The organism is Streptomyces sp. NPDC012835, from assembly GCF_042900885.1.
Taxonomy (GTDB): Bacteria; Actinomycetota; Actinomycetes; order Streptomycetales; family Streptomycetaceae; genus Streptomyces.
In genome coordinates this window covers 87,828-111,645 of the sequence record NZ_JBIBBW010000004.1, presented here as the reverse complement: position 1 = coordinate 111,645, position 23,818 = coordinate 87,828, and the positions used below count along the sequence as shown (strand labels likewise).

Below are 23,818 nucleotides of genomic sequence, written 5' to 3'. Positions count from 1 at the left end.
CATGCCTGGTCGACAGAGCCGTCGATCCGTGCTTGCCTCGATCGCCGCCCTCCCCCTGGCAGGCGCGCTCAGCGCCTGTACCGGGGGAGGCGCGGACACCCGATCGGGCAGCGCGAGCAAGATCAGCAGAACCGGCGGGAAAGCCACCCGCATCACCTTCTGGTCCGCGCTGCGCGGCAGCCAGGAGGTCGTGAACGCGTTCAACAGCACCCATGACACCGTCCAGGTCGACTTCCAGCAGATCCCCGGCGGCGACTCGGGCGGGTACGCGAAACTCAGCAACGCCGCCCGGGCCGGAAACGCCCCGGACATCGCCACCCTCGAATACCCCCAGGTCCCCGGCTTCGCCATCGACGGAGTCGCCCGTGACATCACCGGCCTGGTCAGCGACGGCCTGCGGGCGAAGCTGCTGCCGCAGGCCCTCGGACTGACCACCTTCGAGAAGCGGATCTTCAGCCTGCCGCTCGACATCGAACCGATGGTGATGCACTACCGCGTCGACCTCTTCGAGAAGTACGGCTTCGACGTGCCCCGTACCTGGGAGGAGTTCGAAGCCACCGCCAGGAAGCTGCGCCGCGCCGCCGGGGGCCGCCGCCTGGTGCTCTTTCCCTCCGACGGCTTCACCCAGTTCGCCGCGTTCTCCTGGCAGGCCGGCGCCCAGTGGTTCGACACCTCGGGGGGCGCCTGGAACGTCTCGCTCGCCGACCGCCAGACCCGCCGCGTCGCCGCCTACTGGCAGCGCCTCATCGACGACGACCTGGTCTTCACCAACGCCGTCAACAGCCGCCAGAGCGACGCCCAGATCGGCAACGGCCTGGTCCTCACCCGGCTCACCGGAGCCTGGGACGCCGGCGCGCAGATGAACGCCCGCCCGGGCCAGAAGGGCCAGTGGGCCATCGCCCCGCTCCCGCAGTGGGACCCGGCCAGGCCCGCCGTCGGCACCCACGGCGGCTCGACCTTCGCGATCACCAGGGACAGCCGACACCCGGAGGCCGCCATGGAGTTCATCGAATGGCAGATCTCCCACCCCGACGCGCTGCGCGCCCGCCTCTCCAGCGGCACCAGCAGCCAGTACCCCGCCGCACCCGCCCTGGTCGCCGTCGGCCGCGACGCGTTCGACCGCGGCTACTACGGCGGCCAGGACATCTACACCCTCTTCGAGGAACAGGCGCACACGGTCCGCGACGGCTGGGTGTGGGGGCCCCGGTCGAGCGCCACCCAGCGGGTCATGCAGGACGGGTTCGCCCGGGTGAGCGGGGGGCAGGGCTCCCTGATCTCGGCCGTCCGCGCGGCGCAGGACGGCACGATGCCCGACCTCAAGGCCCTCGGCCTGGCCACCACCGAGCACACCACATGACCGGCACACCGGCCCCGCGGCCGCCCCGGCGGCCCTCCCAGCAGCAGAGAGGCAGGTGACACCCGATGAGCAATCCCGTGAGCGAGCCCCAGGCCGGCACCCTCACCGCCCCCGCCGGGCCGCCGCCGCGCGGCGCCGCCGCGTCGGCGACCGGCACCGGCGCCCCCGCGGACCCCACCTCCGCGCGCGGTGGCGGAAAGACGGCCCGGCGCCGGGAACTCGTGGCGTGCGGTGTCCTGATGGCCCCGTTCTTCGTCCTCCTGATCGCCGTCTTCCTGATCCCCGTCGCCACCGCCGTCCGGCTGAGCTTCTTCGGCGAGGACCACCCGGGCCTCGGCTTCGGCCCCAGCAGCACCGTCTTCGTCGGACTGCGCAGCTACGCCGCCGTCCTGGCCGACCCGACCTTCCTCGGCAGCCTCGGCACCGTCGTCCTGTACTGCGTGTTCTACATCCCGCTGCTCGTGATCGGCGCCCTCGCGCTGGCACTGCTGCTCGACTCCGGGGTGGTGCGGCTGCGCGCGTGGGCCCAGCTCGCCCTGTTCCTGCCGCACGCCATCCCCGGCATCATCGCCGCCCTCATCTGGCTCTACCTCTACACGCCCGGCATCAGCCCGATCATCGAACTGCTCGGCAAGGCCGACATCACGATCGACTTCCTGGGCATCCACACCGTGCTCCCGTCCATCGTGAACATCGCGCTGTGGAGCAACCTCGGCTACAACATGGTGATCTTCTACGCGGCCCTCCAGGCCGTACCGCGCGAGGTCATCGAAGCGTCCGTCGTGGACGGCGCCGGTCCGGTGCGTACCGCACTCCAGGTCAAGACCCCGCTGGTGCGCTCCTCCCTCGTGACGGTGACCATGTTCACCCTCATCTACGCCCTCCAGCTCTTCACCGAACCGATGCTGCTCAGCTGGTCCACCCCGATGATCGGCGCACGGTTCTCGCCCAGCATGTACATCTACGACGCCGCGTTCACCCGCAACAACTACGGCCTCGCGGCCGCCGCCTCGGTCGTCCTGCTGATCTGCACCGTCGCCCTCTCCTACTTCGTCACCCGCTGGACCAGCCGCGTCAACGACCAAGAGGAGGCCGCCCGATGAGCGCGACGAGCACCGCCCCGCCCACCCCGGCGCGCACCCGCCGGCCCGGCGCGGGCGCCGGCACCACACCGGCCTCGCTGCGCCCGCGCCTGCTCGGCCGCTCCGTCGTCAACCTCGTCGTCGGCATCTCGGTCCTCTACACCCTGCTGCCGGTCCTCTGGCTGGTGCTGGCGTCGGGCAAGAACCGTGACGCCCTGTTCAAGAGCGATCTGCTCTCCGCCGGCGGCTTCTCCTTCGTGCAGAACTTCAAGGACCTGTTCGCCATGGACGGCGGGCTGTACGCCCGCTGGTACGGCAACAGCCTGCTGTACGCGGTCCTCGGCGCCGCCATCGGCGGGCTGATCTCCATCGCCTGCGGCTACGCCTTCGACAAATACAGCTTCCCCCACAAGGAGAAGCTGTTCGGCCTGGTCCTCGCGGCCGTGATGGTCCCGCAGACCGTCCTCGCGCTGCCGCTCTATCTGCTGGCGTCCGGCACCGGCCTGGTCAACACCTTCTGGGCCGTGTTCATCCCCGTCCTCTTCAACCCCTTCGGCGTCTACCTCGGCCGGATCTTCAGCCAGGGCTACGTCCCCGACGAGGTGCTCGAAGCGGCGCGCGTGGACGGCGCCGGCGAACTGACCGCCTATGTGCGGGTCTCCCTGCGGATGCTCGGCCCCGGCCTCGTCACCGTGTTCCTCTTCCAGCTCACCGCCATCTGGAACAACTTCTTCCTCCCCATGGTGATGCTCTCCGACCAGGATCTGTATCCGGTCAGCCTCGGCCTCTACGCCTGGAACAGTGCCGCGTCCGTCTCGCCCGAGTACTACCCGGTGGTGATCATGGGCTCGCTGCTCGCGGTCGTTCCGCTCATCCTCGCCTTCGCCCTGCTCCAGCGCTTCTGGAAGTCCGGTCTCACCGCCGGAGCCGTCAAGTAGCGCCCGTACCGACGGCGCACCCCCCACCCTCGTACCAGGAGTCTCATGGACACCACAGCGACCGCGTCCACCCGGCCGCGCCACCGGCCGCGCGCCGCCCTCGCCATGCACGCGGACGCGGCGGCGGCCGTCCTCGGCCCCTGGGCCATGACCGCCCTCGGCGGCGTCTGCGACCTCGAACCACCGCCCGCTCTCGACGACTTCACCACCGACCGGGCCCGCGCCGTACTCGCCGACGTGGAACTCCTCGTCACCGGCTGGGGCTGCCCGCCCCTCGACGCCGCCGCGCTGGCCGCCGCGCCCCGGCTGCGCGCCGTCGTCCACACGGCGGGCACGGTACGCGGCCACATCACCGGGGCATGCTGGGAACGCGGCATCGAGGTCTCCTCGGCCGCCGCCGCCAACGCCCTGCCGGTGGCCGAGTACACCGTCGCGATGATCCTGCTCTCCGGCAAGCGCGCCCTGGAACGCGCCCGCGACCTGCGCACCGCGCGCCGCCGGGAGGAGCCGCTGCTCACCGCCGCGGACACCGGCAACTACGGCCGTACCGTGGGCATCCTCTCCGCCTCGCTGATCGGCCGCCGCGTCATCGAACTGCTGCGCCCTTACGACCTCCAGGTGCTGCTGCACGACCCGTACGTCTCCGACGAGGAGGCCGCCGCGCTCGGCGTCCGCCCCGTCGGCCTCGGCGAACTGTTCGCACGCGCCGACGTGGTCAGCGTCCACACGCCCCTGCTGCCCGCCACCCGGGGGCTCGTCAGCCGCGAACTGCTCACCTCGATGCGCCCCGACAGCGTGCTCGTCAACACCGCGCGCGGCGCCGTCATCGACCAGGACGCCCTGGTCGACACGCTCCGGGCGCGCCGTATCCGGGCCGTACTCGATGTGACGGAACCCGATGTCCTGCCCGCCGACCACCCCCTGTGGGAGTGCGAAAACGCGCTCATCACCCCGCATCTCGCGGGTTCCCAGGGCAATGAGCTGCGCCGGCTGGCCGAACTGGCCGTCGACGAGGTCACCCGCTGGGCCGCCGGCGACGGCTTCGCCCATCCCGTACCCCGCGAAAGGATGGCATTCCTCGCATGACGACTCCCTCTCCGTCTCCCCTCGAACTCCCCGCCGAGGACCGCGCGCTCAGCCCGCACACCGGCTACACCCGCGCCCACTGGGAGGCCGCCGCGGACGGGCTGCTGCGCGCCGCCTGGCAGTGGGCCACCCCCGGCAGCGCCCTGCTCGACCTGCCGGGTCGGCCCTCGGGCTCCGGCGTACGCTCCGACGGCCTGGAGGGTTACGCCCGTACGTTCCTCGCCGCCGCCTTCCGGGTGGCGGGCGCGGGCGGCAAGGACCCGCACGGCTGGCTGGAGCGGTACGCGGACGGCCTGGCGGCCGGTACCCGTACCCCGGGACGCGACGACACCGAGTCCTGGCCGCTGATCCTCGACCACCATGTCCAGGGCCAGCCCATGGTCGAGTCCGCCTCCGTCGCGATCGGGCTGCGGCTGACCGCTCCCTGGCTCTGGGACCGGCTCGACCCCGGCGTCCAGGACCGCGCCGAGGAGTGGCTGCGCGGCGCGCTGCGGCACACCCCGGCGCCCAACAACTGGTATCTGTTCCCGTACTCGGTGGCCGGATTCCTGGAGTCGGTGGGGCGCGGCGACGCGGAGACGGCGCGGGCCAGGGAGCGGGCGCTCGATCTGCTGGAGGGCTGGTACCGGGGGCAGGGCTGGTACGCCGACGGCGACAGCCGCGCCTTCGACCACTACAACGGCTGGGCGCTGCACCTCTATCCCGTACTCGACGCGCATCTGTCCGGTGACGCGGAACGGTCCGCGCACTACGGCGCCCGGCTGCGCGAACACCTGGAGAGCTTCTCCCTGCTGTTCGGCGCCGACGGCGCGCCGATCCACTTCGGCCGCTCGCTGACCTACCGGTTCGCGGCCGGCGCGGCGGTCGCGCTGGGCGCCGTCACCGGCCACACCCCCCTGCCGGCCGGCGTCTCCCGGCGGCTGGTGAACGGATCGCTGCGCTACTTCCTCGACCGGGGCGCGACCGGCACGGACGGGCTGCTCAGCCTCGGCTGGCACGGCCCGCACGACGCGACGCTCCAGCACTACTCGGGCCCCGCCTCGCCGTACTGGGCCTCCAAGGCGTTCGTGGCGCTGCTCGCACCCGAGGGCGATCCGCTGTGGACGGTCCCCGAGGAGCCCGCGCCCAGCGAGGGCCCCGACCGGGTGCTCGCGCTGTCCGCGCCGGGGCTGCTGGTGCACTCCACCGGGTCCGACGGGATCGTACGGCTGCACAACCACGGCAGCGACCACATCCGCCCGCACGAGGGGGAGGCCGGCGTGCGGGACGATCCGCACTACAGCCGGCACGCCTACTCGACCCGCACCGGCCCGACCGCCGCGGCGAACGTCGCGGACAACCATCTCGCGGTGGAGATCGCGGGGAACGTCAGCGACCGCCGCCGTATCCGTCCGCTGGGCGCCGGCGGCGGTGACGGCTGGGGGTGGGCCGCCTCCTGGCACCGCCCGGTCTTCGGCACCGGCGCGCCCATGGTGCCGGGGCTGCGGGTGGAGAGCGTCACGGTGGTGCGCGGCCGGTACGAACTGCGGGCGCACCGTGTACTGGGCGCCCCCGCCGGGGCGCTGGTACGGCAGACGGGCTGGGCGACCGGCCCTGACGAGGAGGTGCGGTCCGACCTGCACCCCCTGCACGGCTGGCACTCCGCCGACGAGGTACGGGCCCCGCAGGGCACGGCCTTCACCCGCTGGGCCGTGGTCCCCCGGCTCACCGGCGAGACCGAGGGCACCACGATTCTGCTGGCCCTCGCCTCGCTCACCGGGGAGCCGGGCGCCGCCGCGCTGTCCGGTGCGGTGAGCGGGGTGAGCGTGGCGGGGGACACGGCCGAGGTGCGCTGGGCGGACGACGGGTCGACGACCCGTATCGCCTTCGATCCGCTGACGGTCGATCAGGTCCGCTTGACGGGCTGAGCCTTGACGAGCCGGAGGTAGCGGTCCCAGTCCCAGAGGGGGCCCGGGTCGGTGTGGGTCGCGCCCGGGACCTCGCTGTGGGCGATGACGCGGTCGCGGGTCCTGGGAATCCCGTACCGGTCGCAGACGGCGGCGGTCAGGGCGGCCGAGGCGGAGTACAGCGCGTCCGTGAAGTACTCGGGTCTGTCCACCCACCCCTCGTGCTCGATGCCGACGCTGCGGGTGTTGTAGTCCCAGTTGCCCGCGTGCCAGGCGATGTCCTTCTCCCGTACGAACTGGCCGATGTAGCCGTCCGCCGAGGCGACCATGTAGTGCGCGGAGACCTTCTTGGCGGGGTCCTGGAAGATCTTCCTCGCGTCCGGGAAGGTCTCCTGCGTCACATGGATGACGACGAAGTCGACCGGATAGGCCGTGGGGCGGCTGGACACCGTGTAGTTGGAGGCCGAGGCGGGGATCCAGTGCGTGGGCGGATACGCGACGACGTCCCGGCCGGCCGCTCGCGCCGCGGTGGGAGCGGTGGCGGCGAGACCGAGCGCGGCGGCGCCGACGTACGCCCCGGAGCGCAGCAGGGTACGGCGGGACGGGGTGGGGCTCTGGGGTTCGCTCTGGGGTTCCAAGGATGTCTCCCGGATGAGATGGCCGTGGGGGAGTGCGGGTGACGTGAACCCATGGTGGCGGTCCATCAGGTCCATGCCAATAAGGCCGGATGCCGCCGAATGGCGCGCCGTACGGAGTCCTGTGGGTGGTTCCGCCCGGGATTCCGTGCGGGGTTTTCTTTGCAGAGACACCTATGCAGAGGAGCCTCTGCAACATAGGGTGTCCGTATGCCTGAAGAACCGGACAACGGACCGGCGAGCGCGGCGCGCCCCGGCCGGCCCACCCGCCACCTCGACGCCAACAGCCTGCGGGGACTGGCCCATCCACTGCGGATGAGCATCTTCGAACTGCTCAGACTCGACGGCCCGGCCACCTCGACCCTGCTCGCCGAGCGCCTCGGCCAGAACACCGGGACGGTCAGCTGGCACCTGCGCCACCTGGCCGAACACGGCTTCATCGAGGAGGAGACGGGGCGCGGCACCAAGCGCGAGCGCTGGTGGAAGGCGGCCGAGGCCAAGAACGTGCTGAACACCGGCGACTTCCTCGACGACGCGGAGGCCCGGGGTGCCGTCTCCGTCTTCACCCACGAGCTGGTGGGCCAGTGCTTCAACCGCGTCATGACCTACCTCAACGACGAGTGGGACGAAAGGTGGCGCAGCGTCGGCACGATCGGCGACTGGAGCGATCTGCGGCTGACGCCCGATCAACTCGGCGCGCTGAACGAGGAACTCGCGGCCGTCATCGCCCGCCACACCCCGGCCGCCGACGCCGACCCGGAGCCCGGAGCGCTGCCCGTCGTCGTCCAGCTCCAGTCGTTCCCGCGCCACGGGCGCGCCGGATCATGAGCCGGGAGGAGAACCGACGCGCACGGGGTGGGCTGCTGCGGCGCCACCGTGATTTCCGGCTGTTGTGGTGCGGCGAGACGGCCGGCCGGTTCGGCGCCTCGGTCACCGGCGTGACGATGCCGCTGATCGCCGTCTTCCGGCTGGACGCCGAGCCGTTCGAGGTCGGTCTGCTGACCGCGGCCTCCTGGCTGCCCTGGCTGGTCGTCGGGCTCCCGGTCGGCGCCTGGGTGGACCGGATGCGGCGCCGGCCGGTCATGCTGGCCGCCGCCGCGGCCTCCCTCGTCCTGTTCGTCGCCGTCCCGCTGGCCGACCGCGCGGGCCTGCTGAGCATCGGACTCCTGCTGGCGGTCGCCCTGCTCACGGGGACGGCGGGGGTGTTCTTCCAGACCGCGTACACCGCCTATCTGGCGGCCCTGCTGACCCCCGAGGACCAGCCGGAGGGCAACGCGAAACTGCACGGCAGCGCGTCCGCCGCCCAGATCGCCGGACTCGGCTCGGGCGGCCTGCTGGCCCAGGTGGCGGGCGCGGTGAACGGGATGTTCGTCAATGCCGCCACCTTCCTCGTCTCCCTTCTCTGCCTGGCGGGCATCCGCCATCGCGAACCCCGGGTCGCTCCCGCCCGGCGCCGTCCCGGAGCGCTGGCCGGTGAAGTCGGCGAAGGGCTGCGACTGGTCGCCGGGGACCCCTGGCTGCGGACGCTGACGCTCTACGGCGCCGCCGCCAACCTGGCCCTGATGGGCTACCAGTCGATCCTCGTCGTCTTCCTGGTGCGGGGCGTCGGGCTGGCCCCCGGGCCGGTCGGCGTGCTCGTCGCGGCCGGGGGTGCCGGGGGAGTGCTCGGCGCCTTCCTCGCCCGCCGGGTCGCCGCCAGGACCGGCACGGCCCGCGCGATACTTCTCTTCGCGCTGGGGCTGCCCGCCTTCGCGCTCCTCATACCGCTCACGTCCGGCGGCGCCGGGCTCCTCTTCTGCGTGATCGGCGGCGGCTGCGTCTCGGCGGGCATCGTGGCGGCGAACGTCGTCAGGGCGACCTTCCAGCAGCGGTACTGCCCACCGGAGCTGCTCGGCCGGCTCACCGCGAGCGCCGCGTTCCTGAACTACGGCACGATCCCGCTCGGAGCCGTCCTCGCCGGCTCGCTCGGCACGCTGCTGGGCCTGCGGCCCGCGATGTGGATCATGACGGCCGGGGTCCCGCTCGCGGCGCTGATCCTGCTCTTCTCCCCGCTGCGGCGCGTCCGTGACCTGCCGACGTCCCGGCAGCCACCGCGGCCACAGGGGGCGCGGCGGCCACTGGGGTTGCGGGGCACCCCCGAGCCCGGGTGATACTCGCCGGATGACATCGCGACGTACCGGAGCGGGTGTGCGGGACCGTACCCCCGCCGTGGCGGTCAGGCGCGCGACCGCGCGGGACGCCAGGCGGCTGACGCGGCTCGTCCGTACGTCCCGCGCCTACGAAGGCCCGTACGCGCCCATGGTCGCCGGTTACCGGGTGGGGCCCGACTACATCGAGGCCCATCAGGTCTTCGTGGCCGCGGCGGCCGACGGCCGGGTCCTCGGCTTCTACGCCCTCCTGCTCGACCCGCCCGAACTCGACCTCATGTTCGTCGCCGACGACGCCCAGGGGCTGGGGATCGGCCGTCTGCTCATCGGACACATGAGAGAGCGGGCGGAGGCGGCCGGGATCGATTCCGTCCGGGTCGTCTCGCACCCGCCCGCCGAGGGCTTCTACCGGGGAATGGGCGCGGTACGGACGGGCACGGAGGCGGCGAGGCCGCCCGCCGTGATGTGGGACCGCCCCGACCTGGTCATCCCGGTCGGGCGCTGACACGGAGCCGGGCCGGCCTCCGGTCCGGGGGCACGGCACGCGGACCCCGGCCCGGGGTCACGGCACGGCAGGTCCGGTGACGGCCTTCCCCTTCGCGTCGTAGGGCCAGGCGTTGATCACGCAACCGCGCAGCCCCTTGATCTGCTGCATCATGGCCGGCGCCGGCCGGCCGGGGCCGGGACAGGTCCGGTGGCCGTGCCCGAGGTAGTGGCCCACCTCGTGATTGATGATCAGTGCGCGGTACTCGGGGACGTCCTCGGCGTAGAACTCGGTGGCCAGCAGCCACCGTTTGAGATTCACCATCACCTGGTCACCGACGTTGCAGTTGACCTCGCCACCGGTGTCCAGGCCGTACTGTCCGCAGATGTCGTCCACCGTGCCGGGAGTCGCCACCTTGACGACGAAGTCGGGCGCTCCGCCCGAGACCCGCTGGAACGCCGACGTCCCGTCGGCCGTCCAGCCCCGGGGGTCCGCGAGTATCCGTTCCACCTCCTTCGCCGTTTCGGCGGCGGAGAGAGCGAGACCGTCCTCGACGGCGACCGCGTACCGCAGTACCTTCCCGCCCCGCTCGGTCGTCGAGCCGCCGCCCGTCGCCGTGGTGAAGGTGCCCGGTCCGGTCGTCGGGATGTCCTTCTCCCGGACGGTGGCGCCGGACGAGTGGGAGGGCGACGCCGAGGGCGGGACGCGATCGGACCGGTCGGCGGAGGCCGAGCCGCGGTCGGACGGCGTGCCGTCGCTCTCCGGGCGGCCCGACGCCGACGCGCTCGGCGCCCCGCCGTCCCCGGTCTGCCGCCGCGCGGAGACCTCGCCCGAGGAGGCTTCGCTCCACCCCCCGCCCGCCACCGCCACATAGCCGACCGTCGTCAGCGCGATCACCGCGAAGGAGCCGGCCAGCAGCATCCCGCCGCGCGTGGGCTTCCGGCGGGCGGAGGCCCTGGAGTGACGGCTGCGGCGGGGGCGGCGACGGCTCGGCCGGGCAGGGGACGTGCGGTGCTTCATGGTGGTCGAGGCTGGAACCGCCATGTGATCAGCCCTGGACCGGAAGACAACGAAAGGGTCACGACCGGGGAGCGGTTCGGGCCCATCGCGTCCATATGATCGTCCCGTAACAGTTGCGCCCGTCGGCTCATCCGGGTGAATCCGGTCGGCGCGCCCTGCGGATACTGTGCACATGCCACGTGTCCTGCTCATCGAAGACGACCCCGCCGTGCGCGAGGGCGTACAGCTGGCCCTGCGCCGTCAGGGCCACGACGTCGCCGCCGTCGCGACGGGCGAGGCGGGGCTGGAGCGGCTGTGGTCCTTCCGGCCCGATGTCGTCGTGCTCGATCTGATGCTGCCGGGGATGAGCGGCCTCGACGTCTGCCGCAGGATCAGGGCCGGCGGGCAGGTGCCGATCATCATGGCCACCGCGCGCGGCGACGACGTGGACGTTATCGTCGGCTTGGAGGCCGGAGCCGACGACTATGTCGTCAAACCCGTCCAGGCACGCGTCCTCGAAGCCCGGATCCGCGCGGTCCTCCGCAGGATCGGCGCCCCCGGCTCCGGGCCGTCGCGCATCGAGACGTACGACGAGCTGACCATCGACCGGGCAGGACTGGACATCACACTGAGGGGCGAGCCGGTGTCGCTCGCGCTCTCCGAAATGCGGCTGCTGCTCGCCCTGTCGGCCTCTCCGGGACAGGTCTTCAGCCGTCAGCAACTCCTCGAATCGGTCTGGGAGCACAGCTACCACGGCGACATCCGGCTGGTGGACGCCTGTGTGAAGCGGCTGCGCCTGAAGATGTCCGAGCCCTCGGGACAGCCGCGCTACATCCTCACCGTGCGCGGCTTCGGATACCGGTTCAGGGCCGCATGACCGGGCCCGGCACCCCGGCCGGGGGCCGCCGGTTCCCCCCGCGCGGCTTCCCCCGCCGCTTCCCCCGGGTCCTTCCCCGGCTGAGCGGGCTGCGGGTCCGGCTCGTCGTCGCCTTCACCGTGGTCGCGGTGGCCGGCACCCTCACCACCGGCGCGCTGACGTTCCGGGAGGCGCGCACGGGGGTGCTCCAGCAGAGCCAGGACATGGTCGTCAAACAGTTCCGCGACCATGTCAACACCCTCGCGCCCGGATTCGGCTTTCCGCAGAGCCAGGCCACGCTGGACGCGTTCGCGGACGACGTGGCCCGGGTCGGCCGCTCCCAGGGATGGCGGGTACTGGCCAGCTACCGGGGGCTGCGCGCCACCTCGGTAGCGGGGGACCCCTTCCCCGAACTCACCCCCGAACTGGAACGGGCGGCGGCCGAACAGCCCGTCACCGTCTTCCAGCGGGTCGCCCGGGGCAAGCGCACCGTTCTGGTCGTCGGCCTGCCGGTCACCTACGCCTCCGATCCCTCCCACGCCTCCGACGCCTCCCGGGACGAGGGCCGGGCGGACCGGGCGTCCCGGCTCTCCGGGCTCGCCGTCTTCCTGGTCGTCCCGCAGAACAACGAGCAGGCATACGTCGACGCGCTGGTGTCGGCCGTCCAACGCGCCGTCCTGCCCGCCCTCGGCCTCGCCGTCGTCCTCGCCCTGCTCGCCGCGCGCGGGGTGCTGCGCCCCGTACGGGAGCTGCGCCGCGCGGCGGGCAGCATGGCCGAGGGCCGCTTCGACACCCGCCTCGCGGTCCACGGCTCCGACGAACTGGCCGATCTCTCGCAGACCTTCAACGAGACCGCCTCCGCGCTCGACCGGTCCGTCGCCGAACTGCGCCGGATGGAGGCCCGCGCCCGCGCGTTCGCGGCCGACGTCTCCCATGAACTCCGTACCCCGCTGGCCGCGATGTCGGCGGTCACCGAGGTCCTGGACGAGGACGCCCGCCATCTCGACCCGGACACCGCCACCGCCGTCCGGCTGATCAGCCGGGAGACCGGGAAACTCTCCCGGCTGGTCGACGACCTCATGGAGGTCTCCCGCTTCGACGCCGGAGCCGCCGAACTGCGGCTGGACGAGATCGATCTCGCCGAGTCGCTCACCCGCACCCTCGCCTCCCGTGGCTGGACCGGCACCGTGGAGACCGATCTGCCGCCCCCCGACGCCCTGCGGGTACGGGCCGATCCCCGCCGCCTCGACGTGGTGGTCGCCAATCTGGTCGCCAACGCGCTGCGCCACGGCGCTCCGCCCGTACGGGTACGGCTGTACGCGGCGCCGGGCGAGCCGGGCGACGCGACGGCGCGCGCCGTCGTGGAGGTGGCGGACCACGGTCCCGGTATCCCGGTGGACGTGCTCCCGCATGTCTTCGAGCGCTTCTACAAGTCGGACACCGCCCGCACCCGTACCGAGGGCAGCGGTCTGGGCCTCGCCATCGCGCGGGAGAACGTCCGGCTGCACGGCGGCACGCTGCGGGCGGCGAACCGCCCCGAGGGCGGCGCCGTCTTCACCATGGAGATCCCGGTCGGCGCGGTGGGCGCCGCTGCCGCCGACCCCGGCGACGAGGAGAGAGACGTATGACCTCCCGCAGGCCGGCGCGTGCCGCACGGGCGACCGCGCTGCTGATCACCGCGCTCGCCGTGCTCTGCGGCTGCCGGATCCCCGGTACCGGCGTCGTCCAGGTCGGGGAGGCGGCGACCGGGGTGCGCACCGAGATACCCGTCTATCTGGTCCTGGGCGGCGAGCTGGTTCCGGTGCTCCGCACCGACGAGGGCGCGCCGTTCGACGTCGCGGATGCCGTCGCGCTGCTGTACCGGGGCCCGACGGAGGAGGAGGCACAGGCCGGCCTGACCACGGAGCTGGCGAGACCGTCCGGGACCGGCGGCCTGCCGCGGACGGTGGTGAAGGGCGACGAGATCTCCGTCGGGATACCGCACGGCGAACGGCTCGGCTCCCTCGCCCTGCTACAGATCGGCTGCACCGCCTACGCCGCCCGCACCTACGGGGTCCCCGGCGCCGAGGGGACCACGGTGACCTTCGGCGGCCGGACGGGGACCGAGGCGCCCCGCCCCGGCCGGCGGACGTGCCCCGCCCCCGGCCAGTACCCCCGGTCGGGCATGCCGGGCGCCGTGCCGGCCGTGCCGTCGTCCGTCCCCGACCCGGTGCCCTCGTACGGGACGATCCCGACGTCCGGCGGGAGATGACGGTGTGCGCCGCCTCCCACCGGAAGCCCCGGGCCTTCAGTTCTGCGGTGCCTGGACCGCCGTCTCCAGGAAGAACGCGTCGATGCTCCGGACGGCCCGGGTGAAGTCGTCCAGGTGGAGCGGCTTGACCACATAGGCGTTGGCGTGCCGGTGGTAGGCGGCGCGCACGTCGTCGGGGGCGCCCGATGTGGTCAGGACCACGACGGGGATGGTAAGCAGCCGCTGGTCGTCCTTGAGCACCTCCAGCAGCTCCCGGCCGTTCATGCGCGGCATGTTCAGATCGAGCACGATCAGGTCGGGACGGGCGTTCATGGGGTCCCGCAGATATTCGAGCGCCGCCAGCCCGTCCTCCGCCTGATTGATGGAACGGGCCATGCCGTGTTCCTGGAGGGCTTCCTCGATGAGCAGCGCGTCGGCCGGATCGTCCTCCACCAGAAGGACGTCATAGGTGGGGCTGAGGCTGTTCACGGCGTCGGTTCCTGCTCTCATACGGGGCTCGTGCGGGGCTGTGCGGCGCGCGGGCAGCCTGGCGCGAGAACCGGGCGGACATCTACTCGTAGAGAGTACGCGCCACGACCGAACGGGCGTACCGCCGTACACCGCCGAAGTTCCGCCGAGGCCCCGGCGACCGTCCGGTCAGCCGTCGCCGCCCCGGGCCTGGTGCAGGATCCAGGCGATGGCGTCCGGGCCGGGCCGGTACGCGGCGGCCGACCTCCAGATCCGCAGATACGAGGCGGTGACCCGTTCCTCGGCGGCGGTCGGCGACGCGGTCGCCCCGACGGCGGCGGCGAAGACGAGGGGCGCCGTGTGGTCGTACAGCCGGGCGAACGCCGTCCGGCTGCCCTCGGCGATCTGCACCAGGAGATCGTCCAGGCTCTCCCCGGTGCCGGGCAGGACCGAGCAGCTGTTCCGGTCGGCCGGGGCGGACGCGCGTGAGTGACCACGGTTCATGCCGACAGGCTAGTGCCCCGCCCGGCAGGCTCGGCCCCGTCGGCGGACCTCGCCGGGCGCGGCACCGGCGCCCGGCCCGGCGGGCTCCGCACTCTCGCGCCCTTGGGCCGGGCCGTCCCGCACACGATGGGATGAACTCGGCGGCAGGACGGACCACGTGGCTCCGTCAGCCGGCCTTGGCCACGGAGCGCTCCCGCGACAGCAGCCACAGCAGATACAGACCCCCGAGGGCCCCGGTGACCAGGCCCACCGGGATCTGGAAGGGGGAGAGGAGGCGTTGCGCCAGCAGATCGGCCGTCGCCAGGAGCAGCGCGCCCGTGAGCATGGCCGAGCCGATCGGCGCGCCGGGGGAGCGGGTGATCCTGCGGGCGAGCTGCGGAGCTGCCAGCGCGAGGAAGCCGATGGGCCCGGCGACGGCGATGGCCGCACCGGCGAGGGCGACCCCGAGCAGCAGGGCGAGCGCCCGCACCCGTGCGATGTTCACCCCGAGGGCCCCGGCGGTGTCGTCGCCCATCTCCATCAGCCGCAGCGGCCTGCCCACGGCCAGGGTCGCCGCCACCAGCACGGGCAGGGCGAACGCCAGCGGGGCGACCTGCGGCCAGGAGACGGCGTTGAGGCTGCCGAAGGTCCACGCCTTGGCGCTCTCCGCCGACTCCAGATCGGCCCGGGTGAGCAGATAGTCGTTGACGGAGGCCAGCATGGCGCCGACGGCGATGCCCGCGAGGACCAGCCGGTTGCCGGTGACGCCGCGCGACGCGGTGACCCCGTACACCACGACCGCCGTGGCCAGTCCGCCCAGCACCGAGCCCGCGCCGACGCCCACCCCGGCGCCCGACCCACCGGCCAGGATGACGACGAGCGCGCCACTGGTGGATCCGGTGGTGAACCCGATGACGTCGGGGCTGCCCAGCGGGTTGCGCGACAGGCTCTGGAACAGTGCCCCGGACAGCCCGAGGGCCGCCCCCACGAGCAGCGCCGCGCAGACCCGCGGCAGCCGCTGGCCGACGACGATGAACCGGTCGGTGGCGGAGCCGCCCCCGTTCAGCAGGACATCGGCGACCCCCGCCGTGTCGATGCGGTACGTACCGGTGAACATGGTCAGCGTCCACACCACCGCGCACCCCACCAGCAGAGCGGCCATGACGAGGGCGGTACGGCCCGAGTAGCGCAGCGTGATCCCACCGGGAAGGCGCGCCACCCGGCTCGGGGCGGCGGAGCGGACGGAGGCCGGAGCCCGGCCGGGACCGGATTCCTTCCGGGGATCGTTCTCCGTGCTTCCCGTGCTTCCCGTGCTTCCCGTGCTTCCCGTGCTTCCCGTGCTTCCCGTGCTTCCCGTGCTTCCCGTGCTTCCCGTGCTTCCCGTGCTTCCCGTACTCTCCACGGTCCCCGTCCTCCCTGTGTTCTCCCGCAGGGCGCGCGGCGGCGGCGAGGTGGTCATGCCACCGCCTCCCGCCGCCGGGTGACCAGCCAGAGCAGCACCGGGGCGCCGACGAACGCGGTGACGATTCCGACCTCCATCTCGCCGGGCCGGGCGACGACCCGGCCGGTGATGTCGCTCAGCAGCAGCAGGATCGCCCCGCCCGGCAGCGAGAAGACCAGCAGCCGGCGCAGATCGGGGCCGAGCAGCAGCCGCAGCACGTGCGGGACGACCAGTCCGACGAAGGAGACCGGACCCGCGGCGGCGGTCGAGGCGCCGCACAGCAGCATGACCGCGAGGAACCCCGCCGCGCGCACCCAGGGCACTCTCAGGCCGAGCGCCGCGCCCGTCTCGTCGCCCAGTGCCAGCGCGTTGAGGGCGGGGCCGAGCGCGAGGGCGACCAGGGCGCCGACGGCGATGAACGGCAGCGCGGCGGTGAGAGCCTCGGAGCCCCGGTTCTCCAGCGAGCCCACCACCCAGAAGCGGTAGGAGTCGAACGCCTTGGAGTGGAACATGGTGAGGATGCCCGTACCCGCGCCCAGACTCGCCGACAACGCCGCCCCGGCCAGTACCAGCCGGGTGTGGTGCCGGCCCCTGGGGCTGCCCGAGGTCAGCGAGTGGACGAGCAGGGCCGCCAGCACGGCTCCGGTGAAGGCGAACCAGATGTAGCCGGAGACGCTGGTCACCCCGAAAGCGGCGATCGCGATCACCACGGCGAACGAGGCGCCGGAATTGATGCCCACGATGCCCGGCTCGGCGAGCGGATTGCGGGTGAGGGCCTGCATGACGACGCCGGCCAGGGCGAGTGCCGCGCCGATCGCGACCGCGAGTACCGTCCGCGGCATCCGCAGCTGCCAGACGATGATGGCCTCCGCGCTCCCGTCGTCGTGCGTCAGCACGCGCCACACGGTGTCCGGCGGGACGCTGCGCGCGCCGACGCCCAGACTGACCACGACGAGCAGGAGGACGACGGCGAGGCAGCCGGCCAGCGCGGCGGCACGGCCGAGGCGGGGTCCGCCGCCACGCCACCGGGACCGGCGCGGAGTTCCGCCGGAATCACCGCCTCCGGATATGTGATCCATCGCATGATCTGCATACCTACTCATCAACACTTAGGGAAGCCTAAGCTAAACGATCGTGTACCGCTTCCGTGATCTCTCTCTCACCCGTCTCGCCGGTGGCTTCGCCCTGGCAGGCGCACTGCTGCTCAGCGGCTGTTCCAACGGCTCGACGCAGTCCGCCGGTCCGGCCGCCGCCGACAGCGCCGGTCCGTCGGCCGCCGCCGAGACGTCGGCCACCCACACCGCGCCCCGCACCGTGCCCAAGGGCATGGGCAGCGGCAAACCGGACGGTGAATTCCCGCGCACGGTCAGCCACTTCGAGGGCAAGACCACCCTCAGGACCCAACCCGAGAAGGTCGTGGTCATCTCCACCGGCCAGGCCGACGCCCTGCTCACCCTCGGTACGGTCCCGGCGGGCTCGACGCGGGGCGACGGCGCCGACCTCATCCCCCAGTACCTGAAGGACGATTACCCGAAGGACGCCGCCGCGCTGGCGAAGGTGGCCGACGTGGGCTCGCGGGTGGACCCGAGCATCGAGGCCATCGCCAACATCAAGCCCGACCTGATCCTGATGAACATCGCGGGCAAGGACGCCAAGGGCCTCTACAAGGCGCTGAGCGCCGTCGCGCCCACCGTCGCCACCCAGGGCACCGGCCTCTACTGGAAGCAGGACTTCCTGCTCGTCGCCGACGGACTGGGCAGGACCGACCGGGCGCAGAAGTTCCTCGACGACTTCCACACCGACGCCGCGGCCTGGGGCAAGACGCTCGACAAGCCCGTGACGGTCTCCTTCCTGCGCCTCAACGCCGACCGGCTGCGCGTCTTCGGCGTGCCCTCGTTCACCGGCAGCATCGCCGAGGACGCGGGACTCGGCCGGCCCGCGAGCCAGCGGTTCGACGACACGTCCGAGGACATCAGCAACGAACAGCTGGACAAGGCCGACGCCGACTGGATCTTCTACGGGGTCCAGGGCGACGAGACCAAGGCGACCTCGCTCACCGACGCGCCGCTGTGGCCGACCCTCTCGGCCGTCGCGGGCGGGACCGCCCTCCCGGTCGACGACGACGTCTTCTACCTCAACACCGGCCCGACAGCCGCCCGCGACGTCCTCACCGTGCTCAAGAAGCACCTGACCCCCACCGGATGACCCCCACCGGATGACCCTCGCCGGCTGACCCCCGGCGAAGCCGCCACCCGCGCAGACGCCCGTGGCCCCCGTACCGGTACGGGGGCCACGGGCGTTCGTCCGCCGCCGTCAGCCCACGAAGATCTCCACGATCGACCAGACGGCGAGGCCCAGCATGCACAGCCCGCCGATGCGCTGGACGGTCTTGAGCGGCACCCTGGTGGCGATGAACCGGCCGGCGAGCAGCGCCAGCGCGGAGACCGACATCAGCGCGGCGGCCGAGCCGATGGCCGTGGACCAGGTGCCGTTGCTCGCGGCGAGGTTGGCGGTGGTGATCTGGGTGAGATCGCCCCACTCGCTGATGAAGACGGCCATGAAGGCGGTCGAGTAGACGGGCCAGAAACCGGTGACGGTTCTGGTCTCGGTCTCCTCCTCGTCGTCGTCGCCCCCGCCGCGCAGCAGCATGAAGGCGCCGAAGGCGAACAGGAGGGCCGAGACGAGCTTGACGAGCCAGTCGGGCAGGAGCCCGATCAGACTGCCCGCGCCGATGGCGATGGCGACGTGCACGATGAACGCGGTCGAGGTGCCGAACCAGACGTACAGCGGACGCATCCGGGTGCCCATGGCGAGGGACGCGAACATGGTCTTGTCGGGCAGCTCCGCTAGGAAGATCAGCCCGAAGGCGGTGACGATCGCCAGGGGGTCGAGACTCATTCCGGGTGGCTCTCTCTTCTGGGCCGGACCCGGATCTTCGCGAAGCGCCGTGAGGAGCAAGGAGGACCGCTCGGTCCGGCACGACGGCGCACCCGCGGGAGCGCGGATGCGTCAATGCCTGACCGAAGGTCTCGCCCGCCCGTCCGTAAGACGGGCCCGGCCACCGGGAACCCTGGGGTTCCAGTGTGTCGACGACCGGTTCGCGGGGCTACTCCCCTTCGCTGCCCCCACGCTACCTCACCCGATCGGACCCCTCGGCCCCGGCCGGGTACATCGGACGGCTCTGTCCGGTGGCCCGCCTCCCCGGCCTGCCGTGTAGTGGGCGCTGTGGCCGCGATCGGGCGGGCGCCGTGCTGCCCCCGGGGGCGGCCCTGATCTGAGGAGTCATCAATGAAGGTCAACACCAGGACGCTCGCCGCGCTGGCCGTCGCCGCGCTGTGCGCGACCGCGGTCGCCGGGTGCTCGGACGGCGGTGGCGGGGCGTCCGCGGCGAAGTCCGAGGTGCCCGCCGACTACGCGGCGGCCTCCGCCTCCGCCTCCGTCTCCCCGTCCGCGGGCATGTCCTCGCCCGCCGCGAACCACGGCAGGGTCTCGGCGAAGACGGTGGGCTCCTACGGGGAGATCCTGGTCAACCACAGGGACCGTACGCTCTACCTCTTCGAGGCCGACAAGGCCGACAAGTCGACCTGCTCCGGCGCCTGCGAGAAGGTCTGGCGTCCGCTGCTCGTCAAGAACAAGCCCCAGGCGGGCACCGGCGGTGTCAAGGCCAACCTGCTCGGGACCACCACCCGCAGTGACGGCACCAAGCAGGTCACCTACGACAGCCACCCCCTGTACACCTACCGGGGCGACCGCCGGCCCGACGAGGCCAACGGCCAGGACAAGACCGGCTTCGGCGCGAAGTGGTACGTGGTCGGAGTCGACGGCAAGGCGGTCACCACCCCGCCGCCCAGCGCCAGCCCCAGCAGCAGCACCAGCCCGAGCACGAGCGCCAGCACCGGCGCGAGCCCCAGCGCCAGCGCCAGCTACTGAACAACCGTCGTGCGCGCGCCCGGAACGCGCCGTGCCGGGCGCTGTCCGTCCCGCACGGCTACCGGCCGTTCCCGCCCCGACGATGTCCGGCGACGCCCGCCACGCACGTGGCCCCCGCCCTGCCACCTATGTGTGGCGGACGGGGGCGTCGGCACGTACGGCGGGGCCGGCGGCCGTGGCGCGGGGCCGGGTCAGCGGCCGGTGCCGCCGCGCTTGCCGCGGTTTCCCTGGTCGCCCTGGTCCGTGTCGTACTCGATCTGCTCCTTGCGGACCTCCGCCGACACGTCCTTCTGCTCGGTCACCTTCTCCGTCTCCATCCGGACGCGCTCGACCGGCACGGACTCCTTGCTGACGACCGGCTGATCGGCGTGCAGCGTCACCTCGGTCTGCGCCTCGCCGATGCGCGAGTCCCGCATCCCGGCGCGGTCCTCGGGCGCGATGGCCTCGTGGACGACGCGTACCTCCTCGTGGCTGAGCGGGACCGTGGTCGTCACGTTCTCCGTCACGACGACCTTGCGCAGCCGGGCGTGGCCGACCTCGCGCTCCTCGGCGGTGACATGCAGCTGCTCCTCGGACCTGATCAGCTCCTCGGCGTGCGCCCCGGCCTTCTCGTCGGCCATCGAGCCACGCATCCCGGCCATGGGCCGGCCCGCGCCCGCCCCGGCGGTGGGGCGTCCGGTGGACATGCCCGGATCGGCGGGCATCCCGGTCCCGGTACGGGTCCCGGCGGTCCCGGCGGTCCCGGTGGTGCCCGTACCCGTGCCGGTGGCGGCCGCCGTGCCGGCGACCGTGCCGATACCGCCCGCGGCCGTCAGACCGTAGTGGCGGTAGAGCTGCTTCTCCTGGCCCGGATCGAGGTGTTCGTCCGCCTCCAGCCGCGGTGCCTCCTTGACGGTGTCCTTGGCGTACGGGACGTGGATGTCCTCACCCGCGCGCCGGGCGCCGCTGAGCGGGACCAGGCTCTCCTTCATACCGAACAGACCGGTCTTGACGGTGACCCACTCCGGGCGGCCGCTGCGGTCGCCGACGTAGACCTGACCGACATTGCCGATCTTGTCACCGTCCTGGTCGTACACACTCCTGCCGGTCAGACTGCTGGGATTGTCGAACACGCCTTCGGCTGACATCGGATCACTCCTCGCGTGGGGGAAGCGCGTCTGTGGGTTCGGGCCCCTCACGGTCAGGCGCGCACGACTCCATGGCGCCTCCGGACGGCCGCCACGGCAACCGGGGGAGGAGCGTGCCCGGTGCCACGGCCGGGCGGATGCCCCACTCCACTGGCGTACGAGGCGGTTGGCGCCGCATCGTGGATATCCGCCATTCGGGTGAATTTCCGGGAGCGGGCCGCCGGTCGCCGGGTGGCGCGCCGCACGGCTCGTACGGAGGCTGTGGGCATGGCTGTGCAACGCATCGGGCTCGTGGTCCACCGGGGCCGCCCGGCCGCCGTCGAAGTGGCGCGCGCCGTCCGGTCCTGGTGCGCCGAGCGGGCCGTCCCGTGCCGCGAGCTCGACGGGGAGCCCGACGCCGAGGGCACCGGGGGAGGGCGCGCCGGGGAGGTGCCCGCGGGTCACCCCGGCCTGGTCGTCACACTCGGCGGGGACGGCACCTTCCTGCGCGGCGCGCGGATCGCCGCCCGGTACGACGCGGAGGTGCTCGGGGTCGATCTGGGCCGTGTCGGGTTCCTGACCGAGGTGCCCGCCGAGGAGGTGACCGGCGCCCTCGACGCGGTCGACGCGGGCCTGGCGACCATCGAGGAGCGCATGACGCTCACCCTGCGGGCCTCGCGCGCCCTGGAGCTGCCCACCGGCGTCGAGGCGCTGCTGCGCCACGGCCGGGGCCCCGCGCTGCCGCCGCCCCGGGTGCTGCCGCGCGACCCCGCCGAGGAGGAGGGCTGGGGGGTGGCGCTGGACGTCACCGCCGTCAACGACGTCGTCCTGGAGAAGCTGGCCCGGGACCGGCAGGTCAACCTGGGGGTCTATGTCGCGGGCCGGCTGCTCGCCTCGTACTCGGCGGACGCGCTGATCGTGGCCACCCCGACGGGCTCCACCGCCTACAGCTTCGCGGCCGGCGGACCCGTGCTCTCGCCGCGCATGGACGCCGTGGTCTTCACTCCGGTGGCGCCGCACATGACGTTCGACCGCACGATCGTGGCCGCACCCGACGAGCCGGTGGCGCTGCGGGTGCTGCCGCACTCGGGCGCGGTGGCGCTCAGCATCGACGGCCGGCTCAGCGGAGCGCTGGAGCCCGGCGACTGGGTGGGTGTGTACGGGGCCACATACCGGCTGCGGCTGGTCCGGCTGGGGCCCGTCGACTTCTACACGCGGCTGCGCGAACGCTTCCGGCTCACCGACGCGCCCGCCACCGCCTCCGACGGTGAGGCGGCTCCGCTGTTCCGGCCCGACAGCCGGGTGCCGGCCGACCTCGCCCGGCTGAGCCTGCCGCCGCGACCGGCGCCGCCGTCGCGGGACTGAGTCCTCCGGACGCGCCCCGGTCGCTGACGGGGTCAGTCGAGCCAGTGGCGGCGGCCGAGACTGATCAGCCGCAGCTGACGGCGCGCCCTCGACGCCACGCGCTCGCGCGCTCCCGGCCCCTCCTCGGCGGCCTCCAGGAACGCGGAAGCGGTCATCACCATGTGGTCGACATAGACATCGGCGAGCATCCGCAGGTCGTCCTCGCTCCATCCCGCCGAGGCCGGCTGGGCGCCGAGCGCCGTGGCCACCTCCTGGGCGAAACGGAGCAGTTGGGCCGCGATGGCCTCCCGTACCGGCCGGACCCCGCCGTGCCGTTCCCGGGCGATGAACCGTACATGGGCGGGATAGGACCGGACCTGACGGGCGATCACCTCCACGCTGCGGTCGATCCGTTCGTCGGTGCTGTCCGCCTCGGCGAGCGTGCCGGCGATCATCCCGTGCAGGCTGCCGAGCGCCTCTTCGACCAGCGCGGCGCCGAGATCGGCGGTGTCCCGGAAGTGGCGGTAGAACGCGGCCGGGGCCACCCCCGCCGCACGCGTCACCTCGCGCAGTCCCAGGCTGCTGAGGCTCTGGTCCGCGAGCAGCGCCAGCGCCGCGTCGAGCAGGGCCTGACGGGTCTTCTGCTTCCGCGCCTGACGGATTCCCTGAGTGTGACTCATGCCATTCAGTAAACAACTGTTCCGGGGTAGGAGAAAGCGTAGACTCACAACTGAGTGAACAACTGTTCTCGCAAATCTCTCGCCCGGATCCCGCCACGCACCACCCCGCAAGGAGGCACACATGGTCTTCCTCGTCGCCGCTCTCCTGCTGATGGGGGTCCTGCTGGGCACGGTGGCCCACGTCTCGCTCCCCGTCACCCTGGCCGCCGCCGTGTTCATCGGCGGCTGGCTGCTCGTCTTCGCCGCCCGGGAGCGACGGGCCCGTACCCGCCAACGCTGAAAGGAGCCCGCACCATGACGCACGCCACCACCACGGACACGCCCGCCGAGGCCGGGCCCGCGGTCGAGCGCACCGCCGCGCGCGCGGCCCGCCGCGACGCCGACGGCATGGCGGTCGCCTCCTTCGTGCTCGGGCTGCTCGGCCTGCTGGTGATGAACATCCTCTTCGGACCCATGGCCCTGGTGCTGGGGGGCCTGGCCCTGTGGCGCGGCACCGCGCGCAGGGGGCGCGCCTTCCTCGGGCTTTTCCTCGGGGTGGCCGATCTCGTGGTCCTCGCGCTGCTCGTGGGCGCGGACCGGACGATCTCGTGGAGCCTGTGAACCGCCCCTCCGCCCCGTGGTCGCACGCGCCGGACGCCGTCGGCCCGGCCCGGCGGGCGGGCGGCG

At 72.8% G+C, this 23,818-nt stretch carries 25 protein-coding genes; 16 read left to right on the top strand and 9 right to left on the bottom strand.

Annotated elements, in window-relative coordinates; all coding sequences use genetic code 11:
* The first annotated feature begins 1 nt into the window (after position 1).
* The 5 genes from ACFY6S_RS18705 to ACFY6S_RS18685 all read left to right on the top strand — a co-directional run bounded on the left by ACFY6S_RS18705 (position 2) and on the right by ACFY6S_RS18685 (position 6,370).
* Complete coding sequence (locus ACFY6S_RS18705) at positions 2–1,357, top strand: ABC transporter substrate-binding protein (RefSeq protein WP_388818693.1); 1,356 nt, start codon at positions 2–4, stop codon at positions 1,355–1,357.
* A gap of 65 nt (positions 1,358–1,422) precedes the next feature.
* Positions 1,423–2,460, top strand: coding sequence for a carbohydrate ABC transporter permease (locus ACFY6S_RS18700; RefSeq protein ID WP_388818689.1), 1,038 nt, complete (start codon positions 1,423–1,425; stop codon positions 2,458–2,460).
* The gene (locus ACFY6S_RS18695; RefSeq protein WP_388818686.1) at positions 2,457–3,377 is read left to right on the top strand and encodes a carbohydrate ABC transporter permease; all 921 of its coding nucleotides are present in this window, start codon (positions 2,457–2,459) and stop codon (positions 3,375–3,377) included. The genes ACFY6S_RS18700 and ACFY6S_RS18695 overlap by 4 nt, the downstream gene beginning before the upstream one ends.
* Positions 3,378–3,422: 45 nt before the next feature.
* Positions 3,423–4,463 (top strand): hydroxyacid dehydrogenase, encoded by a 1,041-nt coding sequence (locus ACFY6S_RS18690; protein ID WP_388818683.1) that lies wholly within the window; start codon positions 3,423–3,425, stop codon positions 4,461–4,463.
* Positions 4,460–6,370 (top strand): DUF2264 domain-containing protein, encoded by a 1,911-nt coding sequence (locus ACFY6S_RS18685; protein ID WP_388818681.1) that lies wholly within the window; start codon positions 4,460–4,462, stop codon positions 6,368–6,370. The genes ACFY6S_RS18690 and ACFY6S_RS18685 overlap by 4 nt, the downstream gene beginning before the upstream one ends.
* Here ACFY6S_RS18685 and ACFY6S_RS18680 read toward each other — a convergent pair.
* Positions 6,349–6,987 (bottom strand): N-acetylmuramoyl-L-alanine amidase, encoded by a 639-nt coding sequence (locus ACFY6S_RS18680; protein ID WP_388818678.1) that lies wholly within the window; start codon positions 6,985–6,987, stop codon positions 6,349–6,351. The two genes, ACFY6S_RS18685 and ACFY6S_RS18680, sit on opposite strands and share 22 nt — an antisense overlap.
* 207 nt (positions 6,988–7,194) lie before the next feature.
* Here ACFY6S_RS18680 and ACFY6S_RS18675 point away from each other — a divergent pair, with 207 nt between their 5' ends.
* From ACFY6S_RS18675 to ACFY6S_RS18665, 3 genes are read left to right on the top strand one after another with little or no spacing between them, the layout of a single operon-like run.
* Positions 7,195–7,812 carry an ArsR/SmtB family transcription factor gene (locus tag ACFY6S_RS18675; protein ID WP_388818675.1) on the top strand — a complete coding sequence of 206 codons (618 nt, stop codon included), beginning with the start codon at positions 7,195–7,197 and terminating at the stop codon, positions 7,810–7,812.
* Positions 7,809–9,134: an MFS transporter gene (locus ACFY6S_RS18670; protein WP_388818672.1), complete on the top strand. Its 1,326-nt coding sequence runs from the start codon at positions 7,809–7,811 to the stop codon at positions 9,132–9,134. The genes ACFY6S_RS18675 and ACFY6S_RS18670 overlap by 4 nt, the downstream gene beginning before the upstream one ends.
* A gap of 10 nt (positions 9,135–9,144) precedes the next feature.
* A complete protein-coding gene (locus ACFY6S_RS18665; RefSeq protein ID WP_388818669.1) occupies positions 9,145–9,636 on the top strand; it encodes a GNAT family N-acetyltransferase in 492 nt (163 codons plus the stop codon).
* Positions 9,637–9,693: 57 nt separating this feature from the next.
* Here the strand turns inward: ACFY6S_RS18665 and ACFY6S_RS18660 are convergent, their stop codons facing one another.
* Positions 9,694–10,635 carry a DUF3152 domain-containing protein gene (locus ACFY6S_RS18660; RefSeq protein WP_388818666.1) on the bottom strand — a complete coding sequence of 314 codons (942 nt, stop codon included), beginning with the start codon at positions 10,633–10,635 and terminating at the stop codon, positions 9,694–9,696.
* A 172-nt stretch (positions 10,636–10,807) separates the two neighbouring features.
* Between ACFY6S_RS18660 and ACFY6S_RS18655 the strand changes: the two genes are divergently transcribed.
* From ACFY6S_RS18655 to ACFY6S_RS18645, 3 genes are read left to right on the top strand one after another with little or no spacing between them, the layout of a single operon-like run.
* Entirely contained in the window at positions 10,808–11,491 is a 684-nt protein-coding gene (locus tag ACFY6S_RS18655; RefSeq protein WP_388818663.1) for a response regulator, read from the top strand.
* Positions 11,488–13,098: a sensor histidine kinase gene (locus ACFY6S_RS18650; RefSeq protein WP_388818660.1), complete on the top strand. Its 1,611-nt coding sequence runs from the start codon at positions 11,488–11,490 to the stop codon at positions 13,096–13,098. Before ACFY6S_RS18655 ends, ACFY6S_RS18650 begins: the two co-directional genes overlap by 4 nt.
* The gene (locus ACFY6S_RS18645) at positions 13,095–13,721 is read left to right on the top strand and encodes a hypothetical protein (protein ID WP_388818658.1); all 627 of its coding nucleotides are present in this window, start codon (positions 13,095–13,097) and stop codon (positions 13,719–13,721) included. Before ACFY6S_RS18650 ends, ACFY6S_RS18645 begins: the two co-directional genes overlap by 4 nt.
* 36 nt (positions 13,722–13,757) lie before the next feature.
* Here the strand turns inward: ACFY6S_RS18645 and ACFY6S_RS18640 are convergent, their stop codons facing one another.
* The 4 genes from ACFY6S_RS18640 to ACFY6S_RS18625 all read right to left on the bottom strand — a co-directional run bounded on the left by ACFY6S_RS18640 (position 13,758) and on the right by ACFY6S_RS18625 (position 17,171).
* Positions 13,758–14,189: a response regulator gene (locus ACFY6S_RS18640; RefSeq protein WP_388818655.1), complete on the bottom strand. Its 432-nt coding sequence runs from the start codon at positions 14,187–14,189 to the stop codon at positions 13,758–13,760.
* A 168-nt stretch (positions 14,190–14,357) separates the two neighbouring features.
* Complete coding sequence (locus ACFY6S_RS18635; RefSeq protein WP_388818652.1) at positions 14,358–14,672, bottom strand: hypothetical protein; 315 nt, start codon at positions 14,670–14,672, stop codon at positions 14,358–14,360.
* Positions 14,673–14,838: 166 nt separating this feature from the next.
* On the bottom strand, positions 14,839–15,870 hold the full coding sequence (locus ACFY6S_RS18630) for a FecCD family ABC transporter permease (protein WP_388818650.1): 1,032 nt from the start codon (positions 15,868–15,870) through the stop codon (positions 14,839–14,841).
* 236 nt (positions 15,871–16,106) lie between these two features.
* The gene (locus ACFY6S_RS18625) at positions 16,107–17,171 is read right to left on the bottom strand and encodes a FecCD family ABC transporter permease (protein ID WP_388818647.1); all 1,065 of its coding nucleotides are present in this window, start codon (positions 17,169–17,171) and stop codon (positions 16,107–16,109) included.
* Positions 17,172–17,226: 55 nt separating this feature from the next.
* Here ACFY6S_RS18625 and ACFY6S_RS18620 point away from each other — a divergent pair, with 55 nt between their 5' ends.
* Positions 17,227–18,297, top strand: a complete 1,071-nt coding sequence (locus tag ACFY6S_RS18620; protein ID WP_388818644.1) for an ABC transporter substrate-binding protein — start codon at positions 17,227–17,229, stop codon at positions 18,295–18,297.
* 108 nt (positions 18,298–18,405) lie between these two features.
* Here the strand turns inward: ACFY6S_RS18620 and ACFY6S_RS18615 are convergent, their stop codons facing one another.
* On the bottom strand, positions 18,406–18,990 hold the full coding sequence (locus ACFY6S_RS18615; protein WP_388818642.1) for a TMEM165/GDT1 family protein: 585 nt from the start codon (positions 18,988–18,990) through the stop codon (positions 18,406–18,408).
* A gap of 390 nt (positions 18,991–19,380) precedes the next feature.
* On the opposite strand from ACFY6S_RS18615, the gene ACFY6S_RS18610 reads away from it, so the two are divergent.
* On the top strand, positions 19,381–20,022 hold the full coding sequence (locus ACFY6S_RS18610; RefSeq protein WP_388818639.1) for a hypothetical protein: 642 nt from the start codon (positions 19,381–19,383) through the stop codon (positions 20,020–20,022).
* Between the two features lie 191 nt (positions 20,023–20,213).
* Here the strand turns inward: ACFY6S_RS18610 and ACFY6S_RS18605 are convergent, their stop codons facing one another.
* A complete protein-coding gene (locus ACFY6S_RS18605) occupies positions 20,214–21,149 on the bottom strand; it encodes a DUF2382 domain-containing protein (protein ID WP_388818636.1) in 936 nt (311 codons plus the stop codon).
* Between the two features lie 267 nt (positions 21,150–21,416).
* Here ACFY6S_RS18605 and ACFY6S_RS18600 point away from each other — a divergent pair, with 267 nt between their 5' ends.
* Positions 21,417–22,493: an NAD(+)/NADH kinase gene (locus tag ACFY6S_RS18600; RefSeq protein WP_388818633.1), complete on the top strand. Its 1,077-nt coding sequence runs from the start codon at positions 21,417–21,419 to the stop codon at positions 22,491–22,493.
* 32 nt (positions 22,494–22,525) lie between these two features.
* Here ACFY6S_RS18600 and ACFY6S_RS18595 read toward each other — a convergent pair whose 3' ends face one another.
* Complete coding sequence (locus ACFY6S_RS18595; RefSeq protein WP_388818629.1) at positions 22,526–23,152, bottom strand: TetR family transcriptional regulator; 627 nt, start codon at positions 23,150–23,152, stop codon at positions 22,526–22,528.
* 121 nt (positions 23,153–23,273) lie between these two features.
* Here ACFY6S_RS18595 and ACFY6S_RS18590 point away from each other — a divergent pair, with 121 nt between their 5' ends.
* Both ACFY6S_RS18590 and ACFY6S_RS18585 read left to right on the top strand, forming a co-directional pair.
* A complete protein-coding gene (locus ACFY6S_RS18590) occupies positions 23,274–23,432 on the top strand; it encodes a hypothetical protein (RefSeq protein ID WP_388818627.1) in 159 nt (52 codons plus the stop codon).
* A gap of 14 nt (positions 23,433–23,446) precedes the next feature.
* Positions 23,447–23,752, top strand: a complete 306-nt coding sequence (locus ACFY6S_RS18585) for a DUF4190 domain-containing protein (protein WP_388818624.1) — start codon at positions 23,447–23,449, stop codon at positions 23,750–23,752.
* Positions 23,753–23,818 lie beyond the last annotated feature (66 nt).

Excerpts from the sequence above, each read along its gene's own strand:
- ACFY6S_RS18660 (WP_388818666.1), bottom strand. The coding sequence starts at position 10,635 with ATGAAGCACCGCACGTCCCCTGCCCGGCCGAGCCGTCGCCGCCCCCGC.
- ACFY6S_RS18700 (WP_388818689.1), top strand. The coding sequence starts at position 1,423 with ATGAGCAATCCCGTGAGCGAGCCCCAGGCCGGCACCCTCACCGCCCCC.
- ACFY6S_RS18585 (WP_388818624.1), top strand. The coding sequence starts at position 23,447 with ATGACGCACGCCACCACCACGGACACGCCCGCCGAGGCCGGGCCCGCG.
- ACFY6S_RS18650 (WP_388818660.1), top strand. The coding sequence starts at position 11,488 with ATGACCGGGCCCGGCACCCCGGCCGGGGGCCGCCGGTTCCCCCCGCGC.
- ACFY6S_RS18590 (WP_388818627.1), top strand. The coding sequence starts at position 23,274 with ATGGTCTTCCTCGTCGCCGCTCTCCTGCTGATGGGGGTCCTGCTGGGC.
- ACFY6S_RS18615 (WP_388818642.1), bottom strand. The coding sequence starts at position 18,990 with ATGAGTCTCGACCCCCTGGCGATCGTCACCGCCTTCGGGCTGATCTTC.
- ACFY6S_RS18605 (WP_388818636.1), bottom strand. The coding sequence starts at position 21,149 with ATGTCAGCCGAAGGCGTGTTCGACAATCCCAGCAGTCTGACCGGCAGG.
- ACFY6S_RS18705 (WP_388818693.1), top strand. The coding sequence starts at position 2 with ATGCCTGGTCGACAGAGCCGTCGATCCGTGCTTGCCTCGATCGCCGCC.
- ACFY6S_RS18690 (WP_388818683.1), top strand. The coding sequence starts at position 3,423 with ATGGACACCACAGCGACCGCGTCCACCCGGCCGCGCCACCGGCCGCGC.
- ACFY6S_RS18655 (WP_388818663.1), top strand. The coding sequence starts at position 10,808 with ATGCCACGTGTCCTGCTCATCGAAGACGACCCCGCCGTGCGCGAGGGC.
- ACFY6S_RS18675 (WP_388818675.1), top strand. The coding sequence starts at position 7,195 with ATGCCTGAAGAACCGGACAACGGACCGGCGAGCGCGGCGCGCCCCGGC.
- ACFY6S_RS18600 (WP_388818633.1), top strand. The coding sequence starts at position 21,417 with ATGGCTGTGCAACGCATCGGGCTCGTGGTCCACCGGGGCCGCCCGGCC.
- ACFY6S_RS18695 (WP_388818686.1), top strand. The coding sequence starts at position 2,457 with ATGAGCGCGACGAGCACCGCCCCGCCCACCCCGGCGCGCACCCGCCGG.
- ACFY6S_RS18625 (WP_388818647.1), bottom strand. The coding sequence starts at position 17,171 with ATGGATCACATATCCGGAGGCGGTGATTCCGGCGGAACTCCGCGCCGG.
- ACFY6S_RS18645 (WP_388818658.1), top strand. The coding sequence starts at position 13,095 with ATGACCTCCCGCAGGCCGGCGCGTGCCGCACGGGCGACCGCGCTGCTG.
- ACFY6S_RS18635 (WP_388818652.1), bottom strand. The coding sequence starts at position 14,672 with ATGAACCGTGGTCACTCACGCGCGTCCGCCCCGGCCGACCGGAACAGC.
- ACFY6S_RS18610 (WP_388818639.1), top strand. The coding sequence starts at position 19,381 with ATGAAGGTCAACACCAGGACGCTCGCCGCGCTGGCCGTCGCCGCGCTG.
- ACFY6S_RS18685 (WP_388818681.1), top strand. The coding sequence starts at position 4,460 with ATGACGACTCCCTCTCCGTCTCCCCTCGAACTCCCCGCCGAGGACCGC.
- ACFY6S_RS18665 (WP_388818669.1), top strand. The coding sequence starts at position 9,145 with ATGACATCGCGACGTACCGGAGCGGGTGTGCGGGACCGTACCCCCGCC.
- ACFY6S_RS18595 (WP_388818629.1), bottom strand. The coding sequence starts at position 23,152 with ATGAGTCACACTCAGGGAATCCGTCAGGCGCGGAAGCAGAAGACCCGT.
- ACFY6S_RS18670 (WP_388818672.1), top strand. The coding sequence starts at position 7,809 with ATGAGCCGGGAGGAGAACCGACGCGCACGGGGTGGGCTGCTGCGGCGC.